Origin of the sequence: uncultured Vibrio sp., assembly GCF_947488985.1 — a bacterium.
In the GTDB taxonomy this organism is placed as follows: domain Bacteria; phylum Pseudomonadota; class Gammaproteobacteria; order Enterobacterales; family Vibrionaceae; genus Vibrio.
Map to the genome: position 1 here is coordinate 1 of NZ_CANLBV010000053.1, position 26,383 is coordinate 26,383.

The 26,383-nt window shown below is 45.6% G+C and carries 23 protein-coding genes and 2 pseudogenes; 10 read left to right on the forward strand and 15 right to left on the reverse strand.

The annotated features are described in order from the left end of the window. The first annotated feature begins 125 nt into the window (after positions 1–125). Complete coding sequence (locus tag Q1A70_RS12380; protein ID WP_299691642.1) at positions 126–383, forward strand: YdcH family protein; 258 nt, start codon at positions 126–128, stop codon at positions 381–383. 236 nt (positions 384–619) lie between these two features. Then, positions 620–1,423, forward strand: a complete 804-nt coding sequence (locus Q1A70_RS12385; protein WP_299691634.1) for a hypothetical protein — start codon at positions 620–622, stop codon at positions 1,421–1,423. 162 nt (positions 1,424–1,585) lie between these two features. On the opposite strand, the gene Q1A70_RS12390 is transcribed toward Q1A70_RS12385, so the two are convergent. After that, the gene (locus Q1A70_RS12390; protein ID WP_299691631.1) at positions 1,586–1,933 is read right to left on the reverse strand and encodes a DUF1840 domain-containing protein; all 348 of its coding nucleotides are present in this window, start codon (positions 1,931–1,933) and stop codon (positions 1,586–1,588) included. A gap of 294 nt (positions 1,934–2,227) precedes the next feature. Here Q1A70_RS12390 and Q1A70_RS12395 point away from each other — a divergent pair, with 294 nt between their 5' ends. Further along, positions 2,228–3,445 carry a GGDEF domain-containing protein gene (locus tag Q1A70_RS12395; protein ID WP_299691628.1) on the forward strand — a complete coding sequence of 406 codons (1,218 nt, stop codon included), beginning with the start codon at positions 2,228–2,230 and terminating at the stop codon, positions 3,443–3,445. A gap of 122 nt (positions 3,446–3,567) precedes the next feature. Here the strand turns inward: Q1A70_RS12395 and Q1A70_RS12400 are convergent, their stop codons facing one another. After that, positions 3,568–3,849 carry a hypothetical protein gene (locus tag Q1A70_RS12400; RefSeq protein WP_299691626.1) on the reverse strand — a complete coding sequence of 94 codons (282 nt, stop codon included), beginning with the start codon at positions 3,847–3,849 and terminating at the stop codon, positions 3,568–3,570. Positions 3,850–4,007: 158 nt separating this feature from the next. Between Q1A70_RS12400 and Q1A70_RS12405 the strand changes: the two genes are divergently transcribed. Continuing rightward, positions 4,008–4,880, forward strand: coding sequence for a pirin family protein (locus Q1A70_RS12405; RefSeq protein WP_299691624.1), 873 nt, complete (start codon positions 4,008–4,010; stop codon positions 4,878–4,880). 178 nt (positions 4,881–5,058) lie between these two features. Here Q1A70_RS12405 and Q1A70_RS12410 read toward each other — a convergent pair whose 3' ends face one another. Beyond that, entirely contained in the window at positions 5,059–5,340 is a 282-nt protein-coding gene (locus Q1A70_RS12410; RefSeq protein ID WP_299691621.1) for a pyrimidine/purine nucleoside phosphorylase, read from the reverse strand. A 315-nt stretch (positions 5,341–5,655) separates the two neighbouring features. On the opposite strand from Q1A70_RS12410, the gene Q1A70_RS12415 reads away from it, so the two are divergent. After that, entirely contained in the window at positions 5,656–6,120 is a 465-nt protein-coding gene (locus tag Q1A70_RS12415) for a DUF2850 domain-containing protein (protein WP_299691618.1), read from the forward strand. Positions 6,121–6,586: 466 nt separating this feature from the next. Beyond that, positions 6,587–9,127: a glycosyl hydrolase family 18 protein gene (locus Q1A70_RS12420; RefSeq protein ID WP_299691615.1), complete on the forward strand. Its 2,541-nt coding sequence runs from the start codon at positions 6,587–6,589 to the stop codon at positions 9,125–9,127. Positions 9,128–9,293: 166 nt separating this feature from the next. Here the strand turns inward: Q1A70_RS12420 and Q1A70_RS12425 are convergent, their stop codons facing one another. Continuing rightward, positions 9,294–9,554 (reverse strand): DUF5062 family protein, encoded by a 261-nt coding sequence (locus tag Q1A70_RS12425; protein ID WP_299691612.1) that lies wholly within the window; start codon positions 9,552–9,554, stop codon positions 9,294–9,296. Positions 9,555–9,915: 361 nt separating this feature from the next. On the opposite strand from Q1A70_RS12425, the gene Q1A70_RS12430 reads away from it, so the two are divergent. Then, positions 9,916–10,131, forward strand: coding sequence for a hypothetical protein (locus Q1A70_RS12430; protein ID WP_299691606.1), 216 nt, complete (start codon positions 9,916–9,918; stop codon positions 10,129–10,131). Positions 10,132–10,321: 190 nt separating this feature from the next. Here the strand turns inward: Q1A70_RS12430 and Q1A70_RS12435 are convergent, their stop codons facing one another. The 8 genes and pseudogenes from Q1A70_RS12435 to Q1A70_RS12470 form a co-directional block, all read right to left on the reverse strand. After that, positions 10,322–11,095 carry a glutathione S-transferase family protein gene (locus Q1A70_RS12435; protein ID WP_299691601.1) on the reverse strand — a complete coding sequence of 258 codons (774 nt, stop codon included), beginning with the start codon at positions 11,093–11,095 and terminating at the stop codon, positions 10,322–10,324. Between the two features lie 184 nt (positions 11,096–11,279). Then, positions 11,280–11,556 (reverse strand): annotated as a pseudogene (locus Q1A70_RS12440) (transposase); the annotation flags it as partial. A gap of 227 nt (positions 11,557–11,783) precedes the next feature. Continuing rightward, the gene (locus tag Q1A70_RS12445) at positions 11,784–12,266 is read right to left on the reverse strand and encodes a MarR family transcriptional regulator (RefSeq protein WP_299691598.1); all 483 of its coding nucleotides are present in this window, start codon (positions 12,264–12,266) and stop codon (positions 11,784–11,786) included. 320 nt (positions 12,267–12,586) lie between these two features. Continuing rightward, positions 12,587–12,712: pseudogene (locus Q1A70_RS12450) on the reverse strand (transcriptional regulator BetI); the annotation flags it as partial. 90 nt (positions 12,713–12,802) lie between these two features. Next, complete coding sequence (locus tag Q1A70_RS12455) at positions 12,803–15,253, reverse strand: family 20 glycosylhydrolase (protein ID WP_299691595.1); 2,451 nt, start codon at positions 15,251–15,253, stop codon at positions 12,803–12,805. A gap of 96 nt (positions 15,254–15,349) precedes the next feature. Next, entirely contained in the window at positions 15,350–16,861 is a 1,512-nt protein-coding gene (locus Q1A70_RS12460) for a sodium:solute symporter family protein (RefSeq protein ID WP_299691593.1), read from the reverse strand. A gap of 205 nt (positions 16,862–17,066) precedes the next feature. Then, a complete protein-coding gene (locus Q1A70_RS12465; protein WP_017065166.1) occupies positions 17,067–17,459 on the reverse strand; it encodes a RidA family protein in 393 nt (130 codons plus the stop codon). A gap of 103 nt (positions 17,460–17,562) precedes the next feature. After that, on the reverse strand, positions 17,563–18,996 hold the full coding sequence (locus Q1A70_RS12470) for a D-aminoacylase (protein ID WP_299691589.1): 1,434 nt from the start codon (positions 18,994–18,996) through the stop codon (positions 17,563–17,565). Positions 18,997–19,172: 176 nt separating this feature from the next. On the opposite strand from Q1A70_RS12470, the gene Q1A70_RS12475 reads away from it, so the two are divergent. The 3 genes from Q1A70_RS12475 (at position 19,173) to Q1A70_RS12485 (ending at position 22,112) form a co-directional block, all read left to right on the forward strand. After that, the gene (locus tag Q1A70_RS12475) at positions 19,173–20,447 is read left to right on the forward strand and encodes an amino acid deaminase (protein WP_299691586.1); all 1,275 of its coding nucleotides are present in this window, start codon (positions 19,173–19,175) and stop codon (positions 20,445–20,447) included. 135 nt (positions 20,448–20,582) lie between these two features. Beyond that, a complete protein-coding gene (locus tag Q1A70_RS12480; RefSeq protein WP_299691583.1) occupies positions 20,583–21,446 on the forward strand; it encodes a MurR/RpiR family transcriptional regulator in 864 nt (287 codons plus the stop codon). A gap of 33 nt (positions 21,447–21,479) precedes the next feature. After that, positions 21,480–22,112 carry an acetyltransferase gene (locus Q1A70_RS12485; RefSeq protein ID WP_299691580.1) on the forward strand — a complete coding sequence of 211 codons (633 nt, stop codon included), beginning with the start codon at positions 21,480–21,482 and terminating at the stop codon, positions 22,110–22,112. A 90-nt stretch (positions 22,113–22,202) separates the two neighbouring features. Here Q1A70_RS12485 and Q1A70_RS12490 read toward each other — a convergent pair whose 3' ends face one another. The 3 genes from Q1A70_RS12490 to Q1A70_RS12500 all read right to left on the reverse strand — a co-directional run bounded on the left by Q1A70_RS12490 (position 22,203) and on the right by Q1A70_RS12500 (position 26,218). Next, positions 22,203–23,177 (reverse strand): arginine deiminase-related protein, encoded by a 975-nt coding sequence (locus tag Q1A70_RS12490; protein ID WP_299691577.1) that lies wholly within the window; start codon positions 23,175–23,177, stop codon positions 22,203–22,205. A gap of 608 nt (positions 23,178–23,785) precedes the next feature. Then, a complete protein-coding gene (locus tag Q1A70_RS12495) occupies positions 23,786–25,267 on the reverse strand; it encodes a BCCT family transporter (protein ID WP_299691574.1) in 1,482 nt (493 codons plus the stop codon). Between the two features lie 108 nt (positions 25,268–25,375). Further along, positions 25,376–26,218: an SDR family oxidoreductase gene (locus Q1A70_RS12500; RefSeq protein ID WP_299691571.1), complete on the reverse strand. Its 843-nt coding sequence runs from the start codon at positions 26,216–26,218 to the stop codon at positions 25,376–25,378. Between the last annotated feature and the right edge of the window lie 165 nt (positions 26,219–26,383).

The following is a 26,383-nucleotide window of genomic DNA, read 5'->3' on the forward strand; positions in this document are numbered from 1 at the left end:
CGCAGGCTCTTTGGCATCTCGAATTAATGATAACTTTCAAGTTCTCAAGCCTGCATCTTCAAGTTGAACGAGTATATACTAGTAGTATATATTGACCTAGTTATTTGACTGAAGAGGAAGTGCCAATGCTCAATGAAAACCACGCCTTTATCTTAGATTTCCCAGAGCTAAAATTAGACATTGTTCAACTCAATCACGACGACGAAAACTTCAAAGCAGACATGCAAAAATACCATCAACTCGACTACGATATCCGCCAGCTCGAAATCTCAGGCAGCCCGATTGATGACGACAGCATGTATCACCTCAAGGTAGAACGCATGGAGCTCAAAGACTCACTGCATAAGCAGCTCACTCGCCATCACGCACGTAAAATGGTTTAAGCGGGCGGCATTAATACGGATTAAAACGATTGATATCCCTTCTTGTGGGATATCAATTATGCACCTTTGCAAGGCCTATTCTTCCCGCATCAGACCGCTCCTTATTACCACTGAAATACACGACAGACTGGAAGTGTCTGAAACATATTAAAACAAAACACTGTCATAACAATCCCCTGACAATGTATTGATAAAGTCTGCCGCTCTTTATTTATACATATTTTAAGGCCAGACTTATGAATTCGTTGACTAAAGCTTCGCTAACAGTAGCCCTCTGCCTCCCACTACTTGCAGGGTGTGTTACCCCAGGTGAAGACGATCCAAATGCCAGTACTAAGCAAGGAGCCGTAGGCGGAGCACTGCTGGGGTTAACGCTTGGTGCACTAACTGGTGAAGCGGATCTCGCGGTTCAAGGGGCTATGGTTGGCGGGTTAGCAGGCGGGATTGCGGGAGCAAGCAATGACCTTCAGAACAACCGTGACAACATTCGCCACGACAGCCGTAACGATGCGATTGCCCAAACTGGCAACGCACAAGCAGCAAGTCCAACGAGTGCTGAACAAACGCCGCAAAACTGGCAAGAGCTGAACCACTTTATCGGTGAATGGAGTGTGACTATTCGCAACCATGTTGATAGCGATAGTAATAGTAATAGTAATAGCGATACCAATATCGACAGCTTGCAAGCAACGGGTAGCCTAAACAGCATCAGCCAAGCCAACATCGATATCCATAATCAACAAGGTGTTGAATTATCTGCCCAGTTTTCTTATACCGTTGAACACGGTTACCAACTAGATGTGATGAATGAGGCAACAGACGCGACGGTTAACTTCGCAGGTGAGCACCAGCCAAAAGTAAACCGTTACAACTTCTACCCGACCAATATTCAAGACATCATTTACCAAGGCATTAACAGCGCTGATGTACACTTAGAGCTTGCTATGGTGAGTGACAAATTATGGATCATAGAGAGCTATGCGTACATCGATGGCTCAGAGAAGAAACTACAATCGATTCGCTTCAATAAAGCCAACTGATACCCGTCAGTAGTCAGTAACGGACGTAATTACCAAGCCAGCACCGCACCCGTTATCAACCAACTCTCATGTTGATAAACCGCGCAGTGCTGGCTTTGAGAATAACGCCTAACCATAAGCTCTCCCCGACGCACCAGCCGTCATTTATGGTATTGAAACAGCTTATAAACGCTTACCACTGCCATCTTCCCACATCACTTCACACTCTTCTTTGATGGCCGCTTTTAGCAACGCGACCAGTGGGAAAGCTCGGCGGCCAATATGGATGGGCGCTTCAACTGCATCATCCTCTTTTTCATCGTCATAGCCATCATGCTCATCTTGTTCTAGGGCTTGGCTCTGCTCTACCGAGATAGCAGCCAGCAGATTATTCAGTGCTTGAGGCACCTCTGTAGCATCAATAGCACCTGGTATCGTGCCACTATGTCCAAGCATTTTAATGAACTGAAGTCCTGTTTCACCAAACATGGTGACACTTGCGTGTGCCTTGCAATTAAACGTAATTAACATAATCTCACGCCTCTATTAGATTGGATTATCTACAAACTATGTGAGTAGCACTCATCATAGCCTCTCTGCAGAAGTACTGAATAACCAAGCGGCTACCTGCGAGCTGATCAATAACGACGGGGGTCTTGAATCGGCCTGTACCGTCTGTGACCGACACCACTATTTATCATAGTTTGATGGTCCGTTCATATGAAACCTTGATAATAATCACACTAAATCGACCTCTTAGTCACTGCATTGCACACTATTTAATCTACTATCATTACCATAATCAAAATCAGTGGCACAAATCAGATGAACAGGCTCGTCGGCAGACACCTAGAAGAAATGGCGGATATACGCTCCACCCGAAAACAAAAAATTGTCTATTCCTTTTCACTTATTGCAGCAGCATTATTCACATTTTACACATGGGCGTATTTCCAAGACCGAAATTACATCCTATCAGCTTTCGAGCTGAGCTTTGCTGTTATCGCTATCTCTAATGCACTTTACGCAAGAAGGTGGAGCGCACCTGATTACTCAGAATTCATTCTGAGTGGTGTTCTGCTTGTACAGGGGGTGATCCTATTTTTGTACAGCTACGCCATTCCCGATCGGATACTGTGGCTCTACCCAATACTCGCGGCAGTGATTTTCATCAATGACTTCAGAATTGGTCTCCTTTTCAGCGCCTCTTTCTGTATGTTAATCAGTACACTTATAACTGCACTACCTGCTAACTTTTCTTTGCCTTTTGACAGTGATCGTCGCTTTATTCTAAGCCTATTAACGATGAGTCTGGTGTGCCATACATCCGCTTACTATTACACAAAAGCGGTGAACTATATTCAGCGCCTGTATAAGGAAGGGATCGAAGACTTAGCCTACCGAGATCAACTCACTGGGCTAGCCAACCGTTGGAGTTTTGAGCGCTGGGCATTGGAAAAGCTCGCGATAGTAGATAGTGAGCGCTCGCTAACTGCATTGGTCTTTCTCGATATTGATGACTTTAAGGGCATCAACGACAGCTATGGGCACGACGTGGGAGACAGTGTGTTGCAACACTTTGCCAATCGCTTGAGCAACAATATCCGAACCAAAGACCGAAAAAGTCACAAATACGATTATTCCATTGCACGATTCGCGGGCGATGAGTTTGTTCTCATGCTCTACGACATTCCGACGCGTAAAGACCTCGACGGTATCCTGCAAAGAATTTGTGGTTTATTTGAGCATGGCTACCAAGGTAATGAAAGGATCAGAAAGCTGACACTCAGTGTTGGTGTGGCTTTGTACCCGCAAGACGCCCAAGAGCTGCACGAACTGACAAGGTGTGCTGATAAAGCGATGTACGCTGCCAAGCATTCAGGAAAGAATCGATATGCTTATTATCACGACAACCCAGTATCGACCTTAATCGAAGAATTACCGGCAAACCGACCCTACTCCGAACCTGAACTTGAATCGGAAGCAAGCAATGTGGCTCAATTAAAACCGCGTCAGTATTATAGCAATCATCGCAGTCAATAACTGATGAGCAGTGACTGGTAGGCTTTAACGAATGGGGCTTTAACTAACGAGGCTTTAACTAACGAAGCTATAACGAGCGGGTCAATGACGAACGAGCACACGACATCTTTCAACCACATACCCTAACCAGCCATGTACATGCCCCATAGGCTGACTGCGCCAATCACAATCATCCATACAACCTGTCGTACTCGGTTGGGGTTGCTACTTTTGGATCTCACGACCGTTTTAAAGGCCACTTTCTTAGCTGTCGGAATAAAGGCTGCTTCAACTTCACGTTTTTTCAAGCGATGCCTCACTGCATTATTCGCCACCTCGGTAAAGCGTCGGCCTTGTTCAGTGGTGAAGTCGTTTTCAAAGCCCATAGGGCCATGCCTTCCGTCATGTTTTCGCTGCATTGCCATAAGGAACTCCTTGATGACCTACTCTATATTCAATTATAGACATAGTTTACTGTTGTTACCTGTTCGATATTTTCGAACAAGTCACTCAATAGGGTGCCATCTTATTTCTTCATCAAGTGACCTAAACTACAGCTATTCAAGTTTATGAGGGTTTTAATATGACGAGTGTAAGAGCAGTAGATCACGTGATTTCAGCCCATGCGACTTCTGATGGAGATGGCGTAAAAATCCATAGGCTCGCTGGGTTTAATAACACACGTTTCTCTCCATTTTTAATGATTGATGAGCTTAAATCGGATCAAAGCAAAGACTATGTCGGCGGCTTCCCTCCTCATCCACACCGTGGCATTGAAACGCTCACTTATATGATTCAAGGTCACTTCCAACACAAGGATCATATGGGGAATGTCGGCGAGCTTCGCAGCGGTGGAGCCCAGTGGATGGCTGCTGGCCGTGGGGTTATTCACAGCGAAATGCCAATGATGGAGCAAGGTGCATTGCATGGTTTTCAAATTTGGATAAATCAACCTGCGGCCAACAAAATGCAGCCAGCGCAATATCATGACTTCCAAAGTGAAAGCATTGCACAGTACCAGAGTGAGCAAAGTGGTTTACTGAGAGTGATTGCGGGAGAGTTTGAACTGTATAACCAAACGGGTGAGGCGTCAGAAACGATACGCGCACAAGGGCCATTGCAAAAAACAGGCGTGCCGCTCATCGTTTCCGATTGGCAATCTCATTTCGAGCAAAAAGTCACAATAGGTACTAATGTTAATCATAACGCGATGATTTATGTGTACCGAGGCAGCGTTGAGGTGGCAAATCAGGTCATTAGCCAAGGTCAACTTGCCTTGCTAACCAAAGCTGAATTGCTTACTGTGCAGAGCCTAGAAAATTCCGGTGTACTGATCTTTATTGGTGAGCCGATTAACGAACCTGTTGTGCACTATGGCCCGTTTGTCATGAACTCGATGGAAGAAATTGAGCAGACGATCCAAGACTATAACAACGGTGTTTTTAACACTTATTAAGATCTGGACTTAAGTTAGTTATTGAAGCATTTTACAACCAACAACGAATTTTGGTCATCCCTTTGATGGCTGTAAAAACAAGTGACACTATCCACTGCCGGTTACTATCACTTATTGAACCACGCCCTAGAGCGTGGTTTTTTCTTATGAGTCAGGGAATCAATTACCGGGACAGGTATTACAAGTATTCACACAAGTAAGCTGTGGCTTCTTTTACTTGCAGATCGAAAGAAGAGTCGCCCGCAACGTCAAAAGATTCACCAGACTGGTAGGTTGTCCAATCGCTGTCACCAACACGCTTTACTATCAAAGCGCCCTTTACCACCGTCATCTTTTCTGGAGCTGCAGTACCGAATGTATATTCGCCAGCCGCCATCACACCAACACTGACATCGGCACCCGATTGGTTAAATGCTAACGACTTCACACCGCCTTCAAAATATGTGTTTTCTTTAATCATTGTACTTCCTTGTTATATTGAGATTATCGGCTTAACAAATAAGCCTGTACGTAAATTTAAGTGACAATTGTTTTAACCAATTCACGACTTCCCTACAAGCAATAAATCGCTCTAGCTTAAGCATTTTTGCGATTGATTTTGATTAATGACGTAAATACCGATGAGAAAACTTGAAAATCACTGGGGCGGTTTGAGCTTTCGCGGTTAAATTTCTTACAACATTCGATCCTGCTTCTAACTCTTATAACAATCTTTGCAAACCAAGATTTTAGTTTATAGAATAAGTGACAGTATCCGTAAATAAATGAAGAGATAATGGCAAAGCAGCCCACTAATAATAGAGATCTCATTGCCAACTCAATGCTCTACATCTTCTTCGTCGCTGGCTTTATGATCGCCCTCACCGCCGGCTATTTCGCTTACCAAGCCCACCAGCAATCGGTCAGCCCAAGTAATGTCTATGGCACATGGATAGAAATCGGTGCTCCACCTTACCAATCAGACATTCTGACTCTGTCTGAGAATGGCGTGATGATGAACCATCGCTTCATCAGTACCTCGTTTGATTTTGATGGCAAGATTGTCACCATCAATACAGGTTCAGGAGCAACCGTTTACACCATCAGCGGCACCTATGACTCTCCCCGCTTAAAACGCCTGGTGCCGAGCTCGCCATCTCAACAGTTGATTAAAGAAGGCTACGAAGAGACCGCGAACGGTGAAAACCAAGGTGTGATGCAGCAACGACGCGCAGCATTAGCTGAGCAATTCAAACATTAGAACTACAAAACGGTCGCCCTGCAAAACGACAGTTCTGCAAACAGTAGCTCTACAAAACAATCGCCCGACAAGGCCAAAGTCACGGCCTTGCCGCATTTAAACCCCCTCATTGCATTTATGATGTACCACTTTACTTTTCTGCTGACCATATTGCTAAAAGCGTTGAAGGTGCAGTATTTCCTTATGATCTGCCTCCTAAAATTATAATTTCATGTCGTCAAATTCTCACTTATGAGATATTTCGACTAACAGAATTTATTTTATAAAGCATGGACTCAACCTCTCACTCACCAGGTAACACTTTTGCAACAAGATGCTTTTTTTTAGTTATCCATCGAAAACAAATTTATTTTCAGTCATGAAATAAAAACTCTCTCGAATACTGACTGGGAAGCTCCTTTAAACCGACGGGGCAGCTTATGGGGCCATTTGGTCCTCGTAATTTTCAAGGAATGAGAGAAATAGTATGATTCGTTTTAATACCTGTGCTGTGGGCATTGCTCTAGCGCTATCTGGTACAGCACTCGCTGCTCCAACCGCACCGAGCATCGATATGTGGGGTTCCAATAACCTGCAGTTTTCTAAAATTGAACTCGCGATGGAAACCACCTCGGGTTACAACAACATGGTTACATACCACGACCAAGCTAAAATCGATGTTAAATTCAATCAATGGAGTGGAACGACAGGCAACACTTACAACATCTACTTTGATGGCGTTCAAGTTGCTACAGGCTCAATTACCGGTAGCCAAACCACGGCATCGTTCGAATACGGTCAAGGCGGCTTGTTTAGCATGGAAATCGAAGCATGTGATGAAACAGGGTGTAGCAAAAGTACCCCTACGGAGATCACGATTGCTGATACCGATGGCTCACACTTAGCGCCACTGGCCATGAATATCGATCCAAACAACAAATCATACAACACAGATCCGAACACGGTCGTCGGCAGCTACTTTGTTGAGTGGGGGATCTATGGCCGTGATTACACCGTAGATAACCTACCCGCTGATAACTTGACCCATATCCTTTACGGTTTCATCCCAGTCTGTGGACCAAACGAATCCGTAAAATCGATAGGGGGAACCAGCTTCAACGCCCTAGTCACCGCATGTAACGGGGTTAACGATTACGAGGTCGTGATTCATGACCCATGGGCTGCGTTCCAAAAGAGCTTCCCTCAAGCCGGGCACCAATACAGCTCCCCGATTAAGGGTAACTATGCCATGTTGATGGCACTCAAACAGCGTAATCCTGATCTAAAAATCATCCCATCGATTGGCGGGTGGACACTGTCTGACCCATTCTTTGATTTCACTACCCCTGCAAACCGTGACACTTTCGTCGCCTCAGTTAAGAAATTCCTAAATACATGGAAATTCTACGACGGTGTGGATATCGATTGGGAATACCCTGGTGGAGGTGGAGCTGCACCAGAGCTCGGTGATACGGCTAATGATGGAGCCGCTTATGTCGCATTGATGGCAGAGCTTCGCGCGATGCTTGATGAGTTAGAAGCGGAAAATGGACGCACTTATGAGCTCACTTCTGCTATCGGCGTTGGCTACGATAAAATTGAAGATGTGGACTACGGAGAAGCTGTCCAACACATGGACTATATCTTCGCAATGAATTACGACTTCTATGGTGCTTGGAACAATCAACTCGGTCACCAAACCGCACTGCACTGTAGTAGCTTCATGCGCCCTGGCCAATGTGATGGCACTGGGATTGATGAAAATGGCGAGGCTTATAAAGGGCCGGCTTATACCACAGACAACGGCATCCAATTACTGCTTGATCAAGGCGTTCCTGCCAACAAGCTCGTGGTTGGCGCAGCGATGTATGGACGTGGTTGGGAAGGCGTCTTGCCATCATCACTCATGGATCCGACGGACCCAATGACAGGTGTTGGTAACGGCAAACTACAAGGCACGACGGCACAAGGTGTATGGGAAGACGGCGTCATCGATTACAAAGGCATTAAAGCGAATATGCTGGGCGCGAATAACCAAGGCATTAATGGCTTCGAATATGGCTACGACGAAATGGCAGAAGCGCCTTACGTTTGGAACCGTACTTCGGGCAAGCTCATCACATTTGATGACGAACGTTCTGTCAAAGCAAAAGGCGCATACGTTCGTAGCCTAGGCCTTGCTGGTCTATTCTCATGGGAAATTGATGCTGATAATGGTGACATATTAAATGCAATGCATGAAGGATTAGCGGGCGGAGCCACTGCGCCTGTAAACCGTCAGCCTACAGCAGCAGCCGGTGCTGACCAGTTCGTTGAAGGCCCTGCGTCGGTGACTCTCGACGGCAGCGCATCCAAGGACAGTGATGGTACGATTGCAAGCTACACATGGTCACAAGCGAGCGGAACTTCAGTCACGCTAACCAATGCCAATACAGCCGTGGCGAGTTTTGATATTGCAGAGGTTACGCTGCAACAAACACTCACCTTTAGCCTAACCGTGACTGATAACGAAGGCGCGACATCAACCGACACTATTGCTGTGACCGTCAATCCTAAATTCACAGCGCCAGTTAACACAGCTCCAATAGCAGCAGTGTCGGCTCCAACGGAAGTGAATGCCGGTGATGTGGTGGTGGTTGACGCTTCTGCTTCAAGCGATGCGGATCAAGACACACTAACCTTCACATGGAGTGTACCAGCAGGCATCAACGCAACGGTACAAAGTTCTATTGTGAGTTTTGTGGCGGCGGAATACACACAAGACACGGTGTTGAACTTCTCTGTGACCGTCAGTGATGGTAAAGATACATCTGTAGCAGCAACGACAGTTAACGTGCTTGAGAAAGTTACCAGCGGCGGTACTTGTACCAACCTATGGGATTCGGGCGCAATATACACGGGTGGCGATCAAGTCACTCATGCTGGCAAGATTTGGCAAGCGAAGTGGTGGACTCAAGGGCAAGACCCAACAACATCAGGTCAATGGGGTGTCTGGAAAGAGATTGGTACAGCAAGCTGCGGCAGCTAACTGTCTCATCCTGAAATAAGAAATAGAGTAAGCCAGCAACCAGAGTTGCTGGCTTTTTTTCATAGGGACTAAATCGTTGTTAGCGTGCAGCGCCAGTCGGCATATTAAGCCACTCACTCCAGTTCATCGCAACGAATTGGGTATGGTATTACGGTTGGGTACAGTATTACTTTAGAGGATCATTGTCAGGCAGAGCATTATGCATCCATAACGCTAAACGCTTTTTAATATTGGCACCATCAAGCTTACTTTCAGGTAGCGGTGTAATTTGATTAACTTCGACCAAGAACAAGTACACCGATTTGACCTTGATTGGTTGAGACGAGTGCGGCAAATCAAATCCTTGTAATTTTGCCATTTTAAAACCGACATCAAGTGCTTTTTTCACCAGCTTATCTTCATTAATGATCTTTGCGGTTTTCGACATGTCATCTCCATCAACTGTAACGAATGAACAATCAGTATATCAAACAACAAATGTGACAAGATTACGCTACATCTCACATTGTGAGCTCTCTTAGTAAAATACCGTTTAGACTCATAAACTCGAACCTAACTTTGACTGATTTATCAGCAATCCGTTAAATAACCATCCATTTGCTAGTCCAACCATCGGCAATAAATGAGACATGCAGCCAAAAAAAATGAATTGCACAGGATAGACCTTATCATCATAAAACAAACCAAATATCATGCCCCGCACTTACGGTCATCGATATCAGATGACAACTCTCAGATGGCCAGTAGTGAAATACAATACAATCTCGAAGTGAATAATGGTGTTAAAAATGCGTTACCTCTGGGCTTCATTCTGCCATAAAAACCCAACTCTCGGACGAATCGTCCATACCCTTGTAATATTGATAGCGTTGGCCTCTATTGTTGTGCCACTAGTATCAACAGACGCCACAACGCTGCTAGCTTCACTGTGTATCGCTCTAGTCTGTACCGTGCTGTTTGTGTTCTTTGCTCTCAGCGATAAGATACGCTCAGGGATGCATTAAGCTCAGTCTTCCCGTCACTTGTTCGTGGTCTATTTCAAGTAATAAACGACCAGTTTGTACAAACAAAAATGCCCAAAGTTAATCGCTTTGGACATTTTTCTTATGTCAGCATATCCCCTATGTGAACATAGTGATCACGACCAGCGCAATTCTAAATTAGCGCTCATACTCGGGCTATGATTAGGGCGTGTTAATTTTTTATTTCCGGTAACCAATTCAATACCCCCTTAGTAAAGCTTGGGCGCTGCACAATGGCATTTTTCCATTGTTCTAGGTTCGGATAGTTTTCAAATGGATATTTTGCTGCGTTAAGGATCACTAACTGTGGTATCCAGGTGATATCAGCCAGTGAGAAAGATTCACCCGCTAACCAAGCATTGTCTTTTAAACGCTCATCCATTTTCTTGAAGCAGTCATCGATAATTTGAGTCGCGGTTGCGAGCTCTTCATCGGTAAAACCTTCATTAGAATTAAAGCGCTCATGAAATTCGAGCAGAGCAAGATCATAGGTCTGTTTCTCACGGTAATCAACCATCTGCTCAGCGGTTCTTTTCATATTTCCATTCGTATGGCCAAGGTTGCCATACATGTAGGTCTTAAACGAAAGGTGATTATCTCTCGCTAAATACATCCAAAAATACATCTGCTCTTGGTCATCAGCCGACTCAGGACGAAGTGAATTCGGTGTGTATGTCTTGTCTAGGTAATCAATGATATCGGCCGAGTCGATAATAACGACGCCGTTGTCAACAAGAGTCGGTACCACGCCATTAGGATTAATACCAAAATACTCTTTGGTTAGATTTTCCCCTTTCATCAGATTAAGCAAGTGGCTGGTCCAATCTAACCCTTTTTCTTCAAGCGTCAGTCTGACACGCATCGCGCAGTTGGACATACCCGCATGGTAAAGATGCAAACCTTTAAAGCTTTCAACTGACTTATTTGTTGGTTTAATAATGCCCATATTTTATACCTCTATTGTGTTATGCCAATCACCATAAATGATCAGAAAGGGTGCAATTCATATTGACCACATTCTAACGCTTGAATGTGGTTGATAAGATCAACTATATTCAAGATGGGTGATATTGTCAACCAAATTAAAACATAAGCAAATAAAAGAATGTGCGAATAAAGTGGAATAATGGGCTATCGATAAAGGCGTAAAGCATCGCGCTCGCATAAGCACCGTTTGGTGTATTAGAGAATAACCAATTTTCCTTGCCAATAACCTGTGGTTTAATTGTGCGCTCAGCGCGATTATTATCGATAAATAAGTGACCATCGTCGATATAACGAATGAGTTTAGGCTCCTGCCCGAGAGTATACTTGACGCTCAGCTTTTCGTTCTTCGGCAGGCGCACCTTTGAAGCGTGATTTTATCCCGTAGAGTTTTGGGATTTTAGCTATGGCTATCTGGGACTGATACTTTGTTGTCTTTTCGACGATTTCAGCTCTCCTTTGGGTTGGAGAGTTGATCTTATTCTTCGTGCTGAAAGATTAGAATGCGGAGTTTATGGTACGTAGAATGAGTCGTCATGACTCTATTGTTCTTAAGATCAAAAATGGCCGTCTAAGACGACCATCAAATAACAAACGAGTTCATGAGCTAAATAAACCAGTGTTTGTAATGAGTCACTCTAAAATTTCAGTTAGCTCTTAACTGCGTTGGCAATACCTTCAAGCTGAAGAACAGGCGCTGCATCAATATCTTCGGCGTTCATCATCGCCGATACTCGCTGCATTGAAGAAAGCAGCAAGCTTTGCTCCCATGGCTCTAGGTTTTGGAATTTTTTTACGAAGTTATCTTGCAGCGGTGGTGGCGCACTATCGAGCAGCTGTTGACCTTTTTCAGTCAAGTTCGCATGCACTTTGCGTCGGTCTGATGAGCTACGTACACGCTGTACATAGCCATTTAGCTCTAAGCGATCAATGATCGTGGTGGTGGTCGCTTGACTCACGTTGGTGTGGTTAGACAACTCTTTGATTGTCACATTACCCATTTCTTGGATTGCTCTCATTAAGATTAATTGAGGGCCAGTCAAACCATACTCTTTGCTCAACTTCTTCGAGTGTAGATCGATAGCGCGAATAATTTGGCGAATAGCGACCAAGATTTCGTCATGTTTATCCAAGATACAAGCCTTTGTTCTAATATGCGGTGAATGGTTTACAGTGTCGAACAACAAAATCGACTGAGGCATGAGACCGAGCACACGCGCATGACACTGTAAATGAATAGGTAACTTCCTAAATTTTTGCGCATTGTACTAATGTTGATACTATTCTCAATCTTTTACATGCCTCGATATTTGCGCAGCGCAACATTTTTGTGCGCTGACTAGGGCATGTTGACCTTTACCTTATTGGTTAAAGACAAGCGATTAAGCGGCACTATTGAGTTGAAAATTACCCGTTAGCACGTTGTAAAACTCACTGTTATCCCAAATACCTACCACGCCTTCGCAACCTTATTTTCTGCTTGGTAACCTTTGAAGTTGCCATCGATGATCGCGTTAATTCTCTGTTGGTGAGCATCAACAAGAAACGCTTTCAGTGACGTGGTGATGGTGCTGGAAAGAAACTAAAAAACCGCCCGAGGTGGGCGGTTTGGAATCCATAACTGGCGTGTAACTTATGACTTATTCAGCGATATCGATAAACATACTAGTTAATCAATAAGTTGCTTCAACAGTAACTCAGTCGGGCGAACAATGGCGATAATGGATTCGTCGTAGATTTTCGCGGCATCGGCGAGCATCGTCAGGTAGGCATTGGCATCAGCCGCTCGAATTTTTTCCCCTGCTTGCGCCTTGGCTATCAGGGTTAATGCCAAATCCGCCACTTCCACGGTTTTCTCTGCGACAATCACAGTGTCTATTGAAGACACATTCCCGGCCAAAATAGGCTCAGCGGCAAGTGCTGCTGATTTTGCTTGCTGATAATGCTGAGCCAGTGGCGTTAACGCCTGATGATTGCCAGTCGCGACGTCATTAACCAAATCTTGCATCTCATACACGGCGTAGCTTTCAACGGGCAGCGTATCAACAAAGCGGTTAAGGCGCTCGTACTGGCTGTACAAGATACCCTTAGGCTCAGTCGAATTCCATTTTTCCCAGTTGCGCGCGTAGTATTGCGCTGGCTCCGTGTACTTCGCAAGCACACGCAGATCATGAACATCTTGGCCTTGGGCTATGCGTTTTAACAACATATCGGCATTAGCATGATGACGCAGACCAACCGATACCTCTGACCATGTATCCATCACTTTCATACGCTGGTACATGCTGCGTTCATCGGTCAATTGTGCATCTGACCATAAACGTTCTGCGATCGCGTAGCTGCGTGGCCATAGGTAGTTTTCCACCGTGTGGCTGTCTTTATTCTCTAACCACATGGTGATCTCGCCACCTAAAATTAACTCTTTTTCTTTATCTGTTAATTCCGCTGGGTAGCCGCCATTCGGCTCTGGGATCACACTGCCTTCAACATCACTGCTCGCAATCACTTCACCTGTAGTTGGCCAGCGCACGTTACCAATCAACTGATAACTGCCCTGTGCAAACCCACTTGGATTGAGGCTTAGGTTAAATTCGGTGTACGACATGAAGTTATCAAAGTGACCAACAAAGGTTTTGCCCGGCACATAATCGAGGATGAAGATCTCTTCACGAGACTTTCCGTTGTAGTCACTGAACGCGCGGAAAGTACCGTCTTTCGCTTCAATGATAGTCAGTGTTCCCTTACGTGGGCTGCCTTTAGAACGAGGCTTTTGCCATTGGTAAGTCACAAACTTCTCACCACTATGCAGCTTATCGTCAACCGTAATACCGCTTGGCATTGGGTCGTTGCGATAGTGGTAACTGGTTGGCTGAGGTTGGTCTAAGTAGTAACCCGTCGAAAGAATGCCTGGGTAACCCTCTTTAGCTGCACGGCCGATACTATCGTGCCCCTGCCAGCTCTGAATCACGATCGAATTCGGTAGATCTTTGTGCCAAATCTCATCCCACCCGGTCATCTTCTTGCCGCGCTCTTCGAGCATCTTTTCAATTTTTACATTGAGGTAAGACTGCAGCCCACGCTCACCATCGATATTATTCTGTTCAATGAATTGTTGGTGCTTGTCGCTGTTTTTCCACTGCGCGTAGTTCGGCTCATCACCGCCGATATGGAAATACTCGTCAGGGAACAGCTCGGTCACCTCATCAAAGACATCGCCTAGCATCTCATAAAGCTCTGGGTTCAGCGGGTCCATCAGTGGCTCAAATACGCCCCAGCCTCTTTCTTGCTCGTAGTTTTGCCCTTCACCGCCCGACATCAAACGCGGGTAAGCATGAGCAACCGCAGATGAATGCCCCGGCAGAGACACCTCTGGAATCACACGAATACCGAGGTTACGCGCGTATTCCACTAAATAGCGAACTTGGTCTTTGGTGTAGTAATTGCCATCAGACGTTGCAGACCACAGACGCGGCCAAGATTCAGTTTGAATACGGATCCCTTGGTCGTCCCAGAAGTGCCAATGAAACACATTCATCTTCGCCGATGCCATCGCATCTAACTGACGGATCAGCACGTCAAATTCAATGAAATGACGTGAGGTATCGTAAGAGACACCACGCCAGCGAAAGCGCGGCTCATCGACAATAGTCACGCCCGGAATGTAGTAGCCCGTCGCCGCCGTTTCAACGAGCTGCAACAGGGTTTCGATTCCGTGAATAGCGCCGTATGGGCTTGGTGAGCTCAGCGTAATTTGTTGATCCTGGGTGGTGATTTTGTAGGACTCTACCGAGTCGATGTTTTGGATTTCAGACTTTGGCGCAGCGTCGATATCAATGATCAAGTTCGCTTGATCTGCGCTATCAACCTGCCAGTTCAAGATCGGCACGCCGGTCTGGCGCTCAAGACGATCAGTAAAGCGTTTCGCTGTGAATTCCACGCGATCGGAGTTAAAGCCTTTGATATAAACCTTGAAGTTACCGTCAACCGTCACTTGCCCAGCCTGAAGCTCGACCGTTTGTGGGTACGGCATTAAATTTAGATCGGTATTCGGAGCCATTGCTAACACCATTGGAGAGACTACTGAACCTGAAATCAATAGGGATAATATAGTTTTTTTCATTGTTACTTTTCCTGATTTGACGGTTGTTCTGTTTTATTTATCGAGCCGATTCACAAAACAGAACCATCAACCACTGCTGTTATTTGAGAGGAGGGATTAACCAGCCTGATTTACAGGGCGCTGAGGCACAGCTTCTTCAAGTACACCTGATTCTGACAGTTCCATCTCCATCAGAGCGCGCTCATCATCAAGAATCGCTTTCGCCATTTCAGGTGTTACTTGGTTAGCCGGGGTACATAGGCTAACCGCCACGCCAGCTGTTAGAGCAAATAGGCACGAAGGGATCACAGGGTTGCCCCAGAAAACCGTGTAGTCCGCATTGAGAATCACAACGAATGAAGCGACAGAAGCACCCGCTAGCGTTGCAAGCGCACCTTGCCAGTTGTAGCGTTTCCAGAATTTACCCAACATACCGCACACGAACATGCCCGACATGACGGTGGAAATCATCTTAGTGATGTAGCCAATGATGTCGTTTGACGTCAATGCGAACAGCAGTGCAAAACCAATCACCACTATCAATGCCAAGCGAGAGTAGTTCACCATTGACTCTTTGTTTGGTACGCGGCCTGTGAACATCACATATACGTCACGCAGTAGGATAGAAACGCCTGCAATCGCATCTGAGCTTGCGCTCGACATGGTGGCAGAAAGGCCCGCGATAAGAACAATCATGCCTACGCCAACTGGAAGAACCGTTGCAGCTACGTATGGGAACGAGTAGTTCGGGTTATCCAATGATGGGTCGATTGCATGTGCAGCCATACCAATGATTGCTGGAATAATTGAGAAGAAAAGGTACAACACACCAGAAGCTACGAATGAGCGACGGATAGTTGAAACATCTTTACCAGAGTAGATGCGTTGGCGGAATGAAGGTGTTGCAAGTACACCCACACCGATAACCACAGCCAGAGAAACAGCAGGCAGAATGCCCAGCTTATCTATTGCTAAAAAGCTTGTAGCAGCAGGGTCCATCGCAGCGTAAAGGTTGTCCATGCCACCAATGTGATCAACAGACATTACCGCCATTAGGATGAAGCCAGCAAAAAGGATGATTGCTTGAATCGTATCGGTCCACACAACCGCTGTGTAACCACCGATAACAACGTAGATAGTGAAAGCCGCAGCAATAATAATTTTCGCAAGGTTAAGGTCGATGTCTGCAATCCACGCTAGGTACATGCCACCACCTAGAATGTGCGCACCTAACCAACCGATTGACGCAATAAAGATAAGCAAACCCACCACATTTTTCACGATTCGGTTAGCGCCAACGTAATAAGCCAGCTCTTCGCTCATGGTCATAAAGTTCAGTTTACGAACCGGAGCAAACCAAAGTGCAAGCAATAGGATGCCCACAGCACCGCCAATTCCGTATAGAGCACCCGCCCAACCATTTGCGTAACCGAAGCCAACCGCGCCCATACTTGAACCCGTGCCGACCATAGTCGCAACCGTTGTACCAAGTACTAAGAATAATGGCAGGCCACGGCCGCCTAATAAGAAATCTTCGCCCGATTTTTGATTACGCGAGACAAACCAGCCTAACCAAATTAAAAAACATACGTACACGCCGAAGCCTGTAAGAAAAAGTGTGCTGTTCATTTGACACCTCTCAGTGAAATATGGAGTTCATTCCTGAACTTTATTTATGATTCATTCATTTTATATTTCATATAATTACTTTATTGGCTTTGTATATTTTAATTAAAGTAACTTTTATAAATGCAAGGATGAGAGTATTAAAAATAATAACAGGGATGATTAATCTCTAATACTCTCTAATTCGGTAATTGTGATTCGGCGATAACTAAACGCGATCAGCGCGGTAGCAAGTCACATCTACTTCAACTTTCACGTCTACAACTAAATCGCAGACCATACAGATACGAGCCGGTGGATTAGCACCGAAAAACTCTTTGAACACCTTATTAAAAGATTGGAAGTAACGAGAATCCGTTAGCACAACCTTTACGTGCATTACGTCTTCTAGGCCGTAGCCCGCTTCAGTCATGATATCGACACAGTTTTGGATCGCTAGGCGAGACTGGTCAACAATGCCACCCTCAACCACTTCACCATCTGTCATCGGTGTCTGGCCAGAAACGTATAGGAAACCACCCGCTTCAGTTGCGCGTGCAAATGGTAAATGTTGTCCGCCTGTACCTGTACCGCCTTCAACACCGTAACGTTTAATAGTCATTTTTTAACTCCACTTCTTTATAGATAATATTGGTTCTTTACCAATATATTTAAATTAATTCGTCGCTTTTTTATTACTGTATATTTAATAAAATAATTAAATTCTAATTACGGTAAATAAAAACGCCTGAACGATTATTTTTTACTTTTCCTTTTTGGTAAGTTAACTCACCATTGACAAATACACTTTCTATTCCCTCAGCAACTGAAATAGGATTTTCAAAGGTTGCTGTGTCTTTAATATTCTTTGGATCAAATAGAACTAAATCGGCAAATGCGTCTTGGCGAATCTCACCTCTTCCCGCGAGGTTATAGCGCTTCGCAGACATTCCGGTCATTTTGTGAATCGCTTCTGGCAGTGAAAACAATTTCTCATCACGACAGTAGTGGCCTAACACTTTCGGGAAGGTGCCCCATAATCTTGGATGTGGGTGCGGGTCATTGGGTAAACCATCAGAACCAACCATGGTGAGTTTGTATTTCAATACGCGCTTTACGTCGTTCTCATCCATACAGTGGTAAACCGCACCGGCTGGTTGAAGCGCTTTTGCTGCGTCCATCAACGGTAGGTTCATCTCATCAGCAATCTGCTTCAGCGTTTTGCCTGCATGTTCTGGCTTTGCTTTAGACCAAGTGATGAAGATGTCGAAATCGTCTGTCACCTGTTTCAAATCTAATGTCGAAGAGCTCGCTGAATATGGGTAGCAGTCGCAAGAGACATCTTGGTGCTCAGAAACCTTGTCCATCAAATCAAGTACTTCAACGGTTCTGCCCCAGTTGCCCGCACCTGCACATTTAAGGTGAGAGATAACAACGGGTACTTTCGCGTAAAGGCCTGTCTCAAACGCCTCTTCCATCGCGCTTAAGATCTCTTCGAATTCGGTACGCATATGGGTGGTGTAGATACCGCCATAACGAGAAAGTACCTTCGCTAACTGCATGACTTCATTGGCGTTGGCCTGTTTCGCGCTTGCGTATGCCAAACCAGAGCTCAAACCCAATGCACCTTGCTCCATCGCTAAATCAAGATTGGTTTGCATTGCTGCAATTTCTTCTTCGCTTGCGGTGCGTTGTAGGTCGTCCATCACTTGGTTACGCAGTGTGGTGTGGCCAACTAACGCTGCTACGTTCACCGCTGGTTGCGCTTGCTCTACGGCTTGTGCATACGCGGCAAAGGTTGGGTATTTGAAGTCAGCCTGCGCGCCTAATAGATTCATTGGGTCAGGTGGATCGCCTGCCAAAACCGTTGGTGATGCGCTGATGCCACAGTTGCCAACAATCACGGTGGTCACACCTTGGCTGATCTTTGGTAGGCAGTCTGGGTAACGAATTACATTGGTATCGTCGTGTGTGTGTACATCGATGAATCCAGGAGCTAATGCTAAGCCTGCTCCCTCAACCAACTGGCTACAATCTTCATGATCGATTTTGCCAATTTCGGCGATTTTTCCATCTCGGATTGCTACATCGGCACAAAACGATTGTTCGCCGGTGCCATCAAACACCTCTACATTTTTAATTATCGTATCGAACAACATTTTTCACTCTCTCAAACCACTGTGTTGATGGATCTATATTAGAAATCCAGCCGATTATTTTTAGTGACAAAACACACATAATATTTTAATTTGTGTGATAGTTTCTATCACACAACACATTACAGATAGATTTAAATATTGAATAACAACCACTTAAATCATGTTAGGAATCCGCAATGAAACATAACCCTGCGCAAAAAGATGTTATAAAGTATCAAAAAGATAGTTTCATCTTGACTAAAAAAGGCCAAAAAGGGAGAGCAGTATCACAATCTGAGAACGGTGTTTATCGACTGGTTGATGAAGACATTTCGCTTCCGGTAGCAATTATCAAACAATCAGCGTTGACCAATAACCTGAATTGGATGCAATCATTCGCCGATCATCATCAGGTTAAATTGTCGCCACACGGCAAAACATCAATGACGCCTGATTTTTTCCGCCAACAGCTAGAAAATGGTGCATGGGGAATCACCGTCGCGACGCCAGCGCAAGCTGAAATAGCGGCGATGGCTGGTGCAAAAAACATCATCATGGCCAACCAACTGGTGGGTAAAGCCAACATGGCGATCGTTGAACAGCTTATTAATGAGTTCGACGTTGATTTCTATTGTTGTGTCGATTCGCCAGCAAACGCGGGGCAACTTAACCAATATTTCTCCAACACCAAACAGACACTCAAGGTACTGATCGAGTTTGGTGTTCCGGGCGGGCGCTGTGGCTGTCGCTCTCCGCAACAAGTCTTAGAACTGGCTCTATTCATCCAACAAACATCGGCCCTTTCGCTCGCGGGTATTGAGGTGTATGAAGGTGTGATTCATGGCGACAATGCCGAGCAAGACATTCGCCACTTCTTGGATCAAGCGCTCACTTCGGTCGAAAGCCTCGCATCAGACGGCTTAATTACCGGTCAACCTATCATTACGGGCGCAGGCTCGGCTTGGTATGACGTGGTGGCAGAATGCTTGGCGAACCTAACAGATTACTTGGCGATTATCCGCCCTGGCTGCTATGCCATTCACGATACTGGGATCTATCTCGATGCCCAAAGCAAGGTGTTGCAACGTGCGCAGGTAAACCAAGGTTACGCGTGTGAATTAGGTGGTGATTTAGAATCGGCACTTGAGGTATGGGCGTATGTTATCTCTCGTCCGGAGCCGACCAAACTGGTGGTTGGGCTAGGTAAGCGTGATGTGGCCTTCGATGCAGGTTTACCTATTGCCGAGCGCGGCTATCGCAACGGCGAAGCTATCTCAGTAAAAGGTCTCACCGCGACGGCTGTGATGGATCAGCACACCTTTGTTGAAACGGACGGTTCAGCTGAGATTGAAGTGGGCGACATGATTGCGTTTTCAACCTCACACCCATGTTTAACCTTCGACAAATGGCGCTACATTGCCATCAGCGATGACGATCATCAAGTAACCCACTGGGTAGAAACCTGCTTCTAGTTCGATTTTTCAATAAGCTAGAATCAGCGAAGCAATCAGATATACTAACGGGGCTAAGGCTTAGCCCCATCAGCGAAGCAATCAGATATACTAACGGGGCTAAGGCTTAGCCCCATCAACAAAGGATCAGGATTCTTGAGTTTAGAAGTAGATATCATTTCACAGATAACCGAGCGTTTTCCCGCTCTTCGTGATGCAGAGAAAAAAGTCGCCAAACTGATCATGGACGACATTGATTTTGCTGCCAATGCCAGTATCACCGAGCTTGCTGAAGGTGCTCAAGTCAGTGAAGCCACGATTACCCGTTTTGCGAAGGCGATCGACTGTAACAACGTCCGTGATATGAAAATCAAGCTTGCTCAAACGCTAACGGTTGGCCAACGCTTTATCCTCGAACCAGTTGACCAGACTGGCTATCAAGGTATCTATGAATCGATCAAACAGAGCCTAGACATCAACCGAACCCTGTTCAAAGAGCAAGATATTGAAACCGCAGTGAGTTGGCTGCATAACGCCCGACAGGTCATCGCTATCGGCATGGGTGGTGGCTCAACCATTGCCTCTCAAGAGCTGCAACACCGGCTGTTTCGCTTGGGCTACCCGGTGGTGTCGTACAACGATGGTTTGATGTCGAGAATGGTGGCGGCCACCGCCGACGCCAACGATGTGATGGTGATGCTCTCTTCGACAGGCTTTACGCCAGAGATCACCGAAACGGCCGAGTTAGCCAAGCAGTATGGGCTTAAGATCATTGCGATAACCCCACAAGATACGCCACTCGCCAAGATTGCCGATATCTTATTGCCCATTAAAAATATGGAAACCGACTTTATCTACAAACCATCGGCTTCTCGTTACGCAATGCTAGCCTTGGTGGATGTCCTTTCGATGGGCATCGCCGTCAATCATAAGAACCGTTCGCGCGATAAATTACGCCGCTTAAAGGTGGCACTGGACTCCTACCGAGGCGGAGGTGATAGACAACCTCTCGGCGACTGAATATACTGGATGCACTATCAGACGGAGGGGAAAATGAGCAATAAAAACAAACATATAGTTTTGATTCATGGCTTGTATATGCCCGCGTTGATCATGCAGTATTTGGATAGGAATTTCAAAAAACGTGGCTTTATAACCCACAATTTTGCCTACAACTCGCTGCGTTTTGCTTGTGCGGCTAAACGCCTTGATCGCTTCGTCAATGAGCGCTTTGATGAACATGATGACGTTTATTTCTTTGGTCACTCACTCGGTGGCCTGCTCATCCGTCACTACTTTAAGTTCTATCAGCCCGATTTTGCAGACACCTGTATCATCACCGCAGGCACCCCACACAATGGGGCGACGATCGCGAAAACACTCTCGAATCATGGGCTTGGTTTTATATTTGGTTCGAGCAAAATGATCCTAAATGATGGCTTAGGTGACTACGATATTGATGTACCAATTGGTGTGATTACCGGCACCTACGACGCGGGGGTTGGTCGTATTGTACTTGGCAAAAACCAAGGTGATGGTACGGTCACACTCGAAGATGCAAACCTCAAAGGCGCGACCGATACCTACTCACTCAAGCTGACTCACACCGCGCTTGTTCACTCCAAAAAAGTGGTGGCACTCTCAACTCAATTTATCGAACACAGAGCATTCAACTCGGTTGGATGATGGTATTTCCGATAGCTAAATACCATCAGCAAAGAGTAATAAATGCTGTGAGTGGTATTCAATCACTCACAGAATGCAAGAGTTTACAGGTTATAAGCGATTAACGCGTGTTGGCAAAAACACCTCGCCTAACATGCAGCGCACCGAACCACCACCGATGTCTTCAATAGTTTTTACGTTAAATGGTAACAGCTTCCCGTGAGTTGAAAGCTGAGCTAATTGCGCCGCAGAAAACGCATCGTAAGCCGATTGAGACAGCGCGATCACCTTATCGCCATTCACTGTTTCCAATTGCAGAATGTTGCCACAGAATCGGTTCATCTGATCGATTGAGATAGAGATAACTTGCTTGTCTTTGGCAAGAGATTTAATCACAAAGCGCCGCTCAAATTCAGGGATCACTTCATCACAGATCACGCAGAAATTATCGCCAATCGCCATCATGACATTAGTATGGTAAATCGGCTGACCGGAAGGCAAAGCCGTTTGGAACGACACCACGCGCGAATAGCCAATGCGCTTGGCGTAATCCTCTAGCACTTCACGATCGCAGCGCAAAGAAAGTGCGGCATAAATGGTTTTATTGATATGGTCGATAACCATCACGCCCGTGCTCTCAAGGTAAGCGCCCTGCGCAATATAAGACTCGAGTGACTCTGTGTGGTGAATAATGCGACCAGCAGCTTCCAACGCTTCAATAAGCGCACTCGGCTTCACTTCATGTTGACGGTTTTTACATGCCATAGGGAAAGTGAATAAACGACCGTCACGACTGGTACTGAACCAGTTATTTGGGAACACTGCATCAGGGGTTTCTACCCCCAACTCAGGATAATCAAACTCGATAACTTGCACACCTTGTTTACGCAGTTCAGAAGCCATCGCTTTAAATTCTGCCATCGCTGAACGCTGCATTTCAGCCTGCGTGAGATTGACTCGAGTTTGGAACTCATTATCTGATGCAGTTTGTTCGTTGAATCGAAATTCCTTGGGTGGCACCATCACCACGCAGTTGGCGTTCTGTAGATGAGTCATATCAAGTGATTTGTTGTGTAGGTTTAACATGTTGACCGTCCCTATCTTTTGCTTACCTCGAATTGTAAACAAGTTGTTACAACAAGATTTACTAAAACTCTCAGTAAATTGATGACCGCCCCCTAACAGTTACTGCAAATATCAGGTTACACGGAAATTATTACTGCCACAGGGCTGGACTCACGAAGAGCTCATCGCAGGTGCTTTGTGCCCACTCTGAGTGTATCGGCGTTCTGTGTATCAGCTCTCAGTGACACAACCAACCCAGATTCATGTTGTTAGATAAGAGTTTTGGTTACAATTCCATCTGTTTAAGTTAGGATTATCATCGTTGTATATCAATCAATAACGCTGTCAATGCGCTTCGGTTGTTCAGGCAAATTCAATCTAAAATAGACATAGAGAAAGGCACACTTTTGAGCCTTTCCAGCATTTCTTTAAATAAGAGCCATCGAACCAAGTCACACAGAGCTAAAAGAGTTATTTGTTCATGCAGCTAGAGCAGTAAAAGTGCTTTCTCATTAATGAGGGCAATCTGGCGCGGATCTCATCGTAGAGCTGAGACTAATGAAAGTTATCGACAGCTCCCCCTCGCACGATGTACATCGGGTGAGGGGGAGAGTTTTGTATTTTCAGCGTTAGGCTTTACTGCTCAGCATATCACGTAGCATGCTTACCACCTGACCTACCATCACTAAAGTAAACGGTAAAGCACCGACAATCGCCACCTGTTTGTTCAAGTCAACATCGTTGACAAACAGCAGGGCCATCGACAGGGTAACCAGGATCGTTGCCCACAATATCTTGCTTTTGATATTTTCACTACCACTTAGCATGCCACACACCAACAGCGCTGAATCGGCACTGGTGATAATAAAGGTTATCAATAACACTATCGCTGCCAATGAGAACAACAGCCCCATAGGCAGTTGCTCGAAAAACAAAAATAGACCTTTAGTGTAGTCGGTATTGACAATATCAATCACCTCACTGGCAAAGCTCTGCTCAAGTGCCGCACCTCCAAAGGTGCTGAACCACACAATAGATGCCAGTGTTGGCACCATTACCGCACATAACAAGAACTGACGAATGGTACGGCCTTTACTAATCCGAGCAATGAACGGACCAACAAACGGTGCCCATGCCACCCACCACACAATATAAATCACACTCCAGCCTAGACTCCAATCTCGCGACGCCTCTGCAATACTGAAAGAGACCTCAGGCAAAATAGCCAAATAACTAGTTGTTGATGACACCATTCGTGCCAAGGTCGGCAATGGATCGACTAACACAAACACCAGCACAGCCAAGGCCACCATCAATCCGGTATTGAACTGACTCAGCAGTTTAATTCCCTTGTGCAATCCGAGAATCGATGAGCCAGTAAATAGCACGGCAATCAATAGCAGCAAGCTGTAACGAAAACCAATTGAGCCAATCGACAAGGATAGCGTCTGTTCTAACCCCGTTTGAATAAGGGCAATGGTGTTAGCAAAGGTGCCCGCCACGCCGAACAAGATGGCGATAATGGCCATCCAATCAACGATACGCCATACACTACGCCCCGGCTTACTGGTAAACGTCGAAGAGATATGTAAACTACGGCCACGATTGTAACTAAACCAAGCGATCGCAAGTCCGGCAATGGCGTAAATCGCCCATGCATGGATCCCCCAATGAAAATAGGTCAATGCCAACGCTGTATCGGTGTTATCACCTATCCCCTTGGTAAATTCAGGCAGGTTGGAGACATGAAATACCGGCTCGGCTATTCCCCAGAAAATAAGCCCAGAGCCCATACCGGCGGTAAACAGCATTGCTAACCAGCTGAATGTGCCAAATTCTGGGATGCTGGTGTTACCACCAAGGCGTATTTTGCCCAATGGACTGATACTGATCCCTAGTACTAACACCACCATCGCCGTTGAAAACAAAATAAAGCCCAAGCCAAATTGGTTAATCGTAAATTGCGTTAGCTTAGCTATATAATCAATGCTGTAGTGGGGAAACAGCATAAACAGCAGCACCCAGATACTAATTACCAATACTGTGAGGCTGTTGCTATCCAATGTCAGTCCGCGCAAGACTAACGGCTTGGTGGCAACCGTTTTATTCATGGTACTTCCTTAAATTTTGGACAAACGATCTGCGAGAGCTTTGGAGGAGATAAAAAGCCACATAGTGATAATCATCACCGCTGCAGCTATACGAATGAATGGCTAAGCTTATTTCAGTGTGGCAAAGTAATCCGTCCATGTCTGATGCCGGCGACCTGCAGCGCGTTCATAGTCACTTGGGTTATCAACTTTGCCCAGACTGATCCCCTGGTAAATACCTCCGATGATATTACCGACAAACTCACCCAAACCTTCGATGGACATCGAGCGGAATTCTTCAAATGACACCGCTTTGTACTCAAGAGTAGTACCAAACACTCCATTGATGTAACTCGCCAACTGCTGTTGGGTAATGGCTTCACCGCTTAGGTTATAGGTTTGGCCATTGTGTTTATCTTCTGTCAGCATTTTGGCGTAGGCATAGGCAAGCTCTGAACGACTGGTGTAACCACAACGTGCATCGCCTGCACAGTTAATGATCCCGCCAAGTTTTTTGTAGTTATCGACATACTCAACATCAGGTTCGATATAGATACCATTGCGACCAATCACCCACTCTAAACTGCTTTCACGTACATCTTGCTCCGTCTGGCGGTTACTCTGCACAACCGAAGAGAATGCCGTACCTTGCACGGCCCCCTGAATACTGGTGTAAACAATCTTGCTAACTCCGGCGCGCTTAGCAGCAGCAATTACATTACGGTGCTGGATAATTCTCTGATCTGGCGCTTCATTGCCTGAAAGTAGCAACAAGGCATCAACACCTTGCAGGGACTGCTCAAATTGATCTGGCTGAGTGTAATCACCCAAGCGTACTTCAACACCTAAATGGTTGGCTTTTTCTGGAGTGCGTGCTAATGCAATTACCTGATTACTTGATAATAACTCTGCTGTTGCTTTAACAATCGCACCACCGAGTTGGCCACTTGCTGCCGTAATAGCTACTTTCATCTTGATCACCTATTGAAACTGTAAATATTGTCCAGCGCATACATCATGGCTGCTTTATTGCTGAAGTCAGTATAGGAATAATGCTATAATCGGCGTTTTTCAAGGTAGTTGTCATCATTTGCTTACTTATTAAGCAGCTTCTCTTTCTGGGTTTAGGTGTACTTC

What these genes read in the sequence shown, in the direction of transcription:
- Q1A70_RS12380 (WP_299691642.1), top strand. Translation starts at nt 126, where the DNA reads ATGCTCAATGAAAACCACGCCTTTATCTTAGATTTCCCAGAGCTAAAA.
- Q1A70_RS12385 (WP_299691634.1), top strand. Translation starts at nt 620, where the DNA reads ATGAATTCGTTGACTAAAGCTTCGCTAACAGTAGCCCTCTGCCTCCCA.
- Q1A70_RS12390 (WP_299691631.1), bottom strand. Translation starts at nt 1,933, where the DNA reads ATGTTAATTACGTTTAATTGCAAGGCACACGCAAGTGTCACCATGTTT.
- Q1A70_RS12395 (WP_299691628.1), top strand. Translation starts at nt 2,228, where the DNA reads ATGAACAGGCTCGTCGGCAGACACCTAGAAGAAATGGCGGATATACGC.
- Q1A70_RS12400 (WP_299691626.1), bottom strand. Translation starts at nt 3,849, where the DNA reads ATGGCAATGCAGCGAAAACATGACGGAAGGCATGGCCCTATGGGCTTT.
- Q1A70_RS12405 (WP_299691624.1), top strand. Translation starts at nt 4,008, where the DNA reads ATGACGAGTGTAAGAGCAGTAGATCACGTGATTTCAGCCCATGCGACT.
- Q1A70_RS12410 (WP_299691621.1), bottom strand. Translation starts at nt 5,340, where the DNA reads ATGATTAAAGAAAACACATATTTTGAAGGCGGTGTGAAGTCGTTAGCA.
- Q1A70_RS12415 (WP_299691618.1), top strand. Translation starts at nt 5,656, where the DNA reads ATGGCAAAGCAGCCCACTAATAATAGAGATCTCATTGCCAACTCAATG.
- Q1A70_RS12420 (WP_299691615.1), top strand. Translation starts at nt 6,587, where the DNA reads ATGATTCGTTTTAATACCTGTGCTGTGGGCATTGCTCTAGCGCTATCT.
- Q1A70_RS12425 (WP_299691612.1), bottom strand. Translation starts at nt 9,554, where the DNA reads ATGTCGAAAACCGCAAAGATCATTAATGAAGATAAGCTGGTGAAAAAA.
- Q1A70_RS12430 (WP_299691606.1), top strand. Translation starts at nt 9,916, where the DNA reads ATGCGTTACCTCTGGGCTTCATTCTGCCATAAAAACCCAACTCTCGGA.
- Q1A70_RS12435 (WP_299691601.1), bottom strand. Translation starts at nt 11,095, where the DNA reads ATGGGCATTATTAAACCAACAAATAAGTCAGTTGAAAGCTTTAAAGGT.
- Q1A70_RS12455 (WP_299691595.1), bottom strand. Translation starts at nt 15,253, where the DNA reads ATGAAAAAAACTATATTATCCCTATTGATTTCAGGTTCAGTAGTCTCT.
- Q1A70_RS12460 (WP_299691593.1), bottom strand. Translation starts at nt 16,861, where the DNA reads ATGAACAGCACACTTTTTCTTACAGGCTTCGGCGTGTACGTATGTTTT.
- Q1A70_RS12465 (WP_017065166.1), bottom strand. Translation starts at nt 17,459, where the DNA reads ATGACTATTAAACGTTACGGTGTTGAAGGCGGTACAGGTACAGGCGGA.
- Q1A70_RS12470 (WP_299691589.1), bottom strand. Translation starts at nt 18,996, where the DNA reads ATGTTGTTCGATACGATAATTAAAAATGTAGAGGTGTTTGATGGCACC.
- Q1A70_RS12475 (WP_299691586.1), top strand. Translation starts at nt 19,173, where the DNA reads ATGAAACATAACCCTGCGCAAAAAGATGTTATAAAGTATCAAAAAGAT.
- Q1A70_RS12485 (WP_299691580.1), top strand. Translation starts at nt 21,480, where the DNA reads ATGAGCAATAAAAACAAACATATAGTTTTGATTCATGGCTTGTATATG.
- Q1A70_RS12490 (WP_299691577.1), bottom strand. Translation starts at nt 23,177, where the DNA reads ATGTTAAACCTACACAACAAATCACTTGATATGACTCATCTACAGAAC.
- Q1A70_RS12495 (WP_299691574.1), bottom strand. Translation starts at nt 25,267, where the DNA reads ATGAATAAAACGGTTGCCACCAAGCCGTTAGTCTTGCGCGGACTGACA.
- Q1A70_RS12500 (WP_299691571.1), bottom strand. Translation starts at nt 26,218, where the DNA reads ATGAAAGTAGCTATTACGGCAGCAAGTGGCCAACTCGGTGGTGCGATT.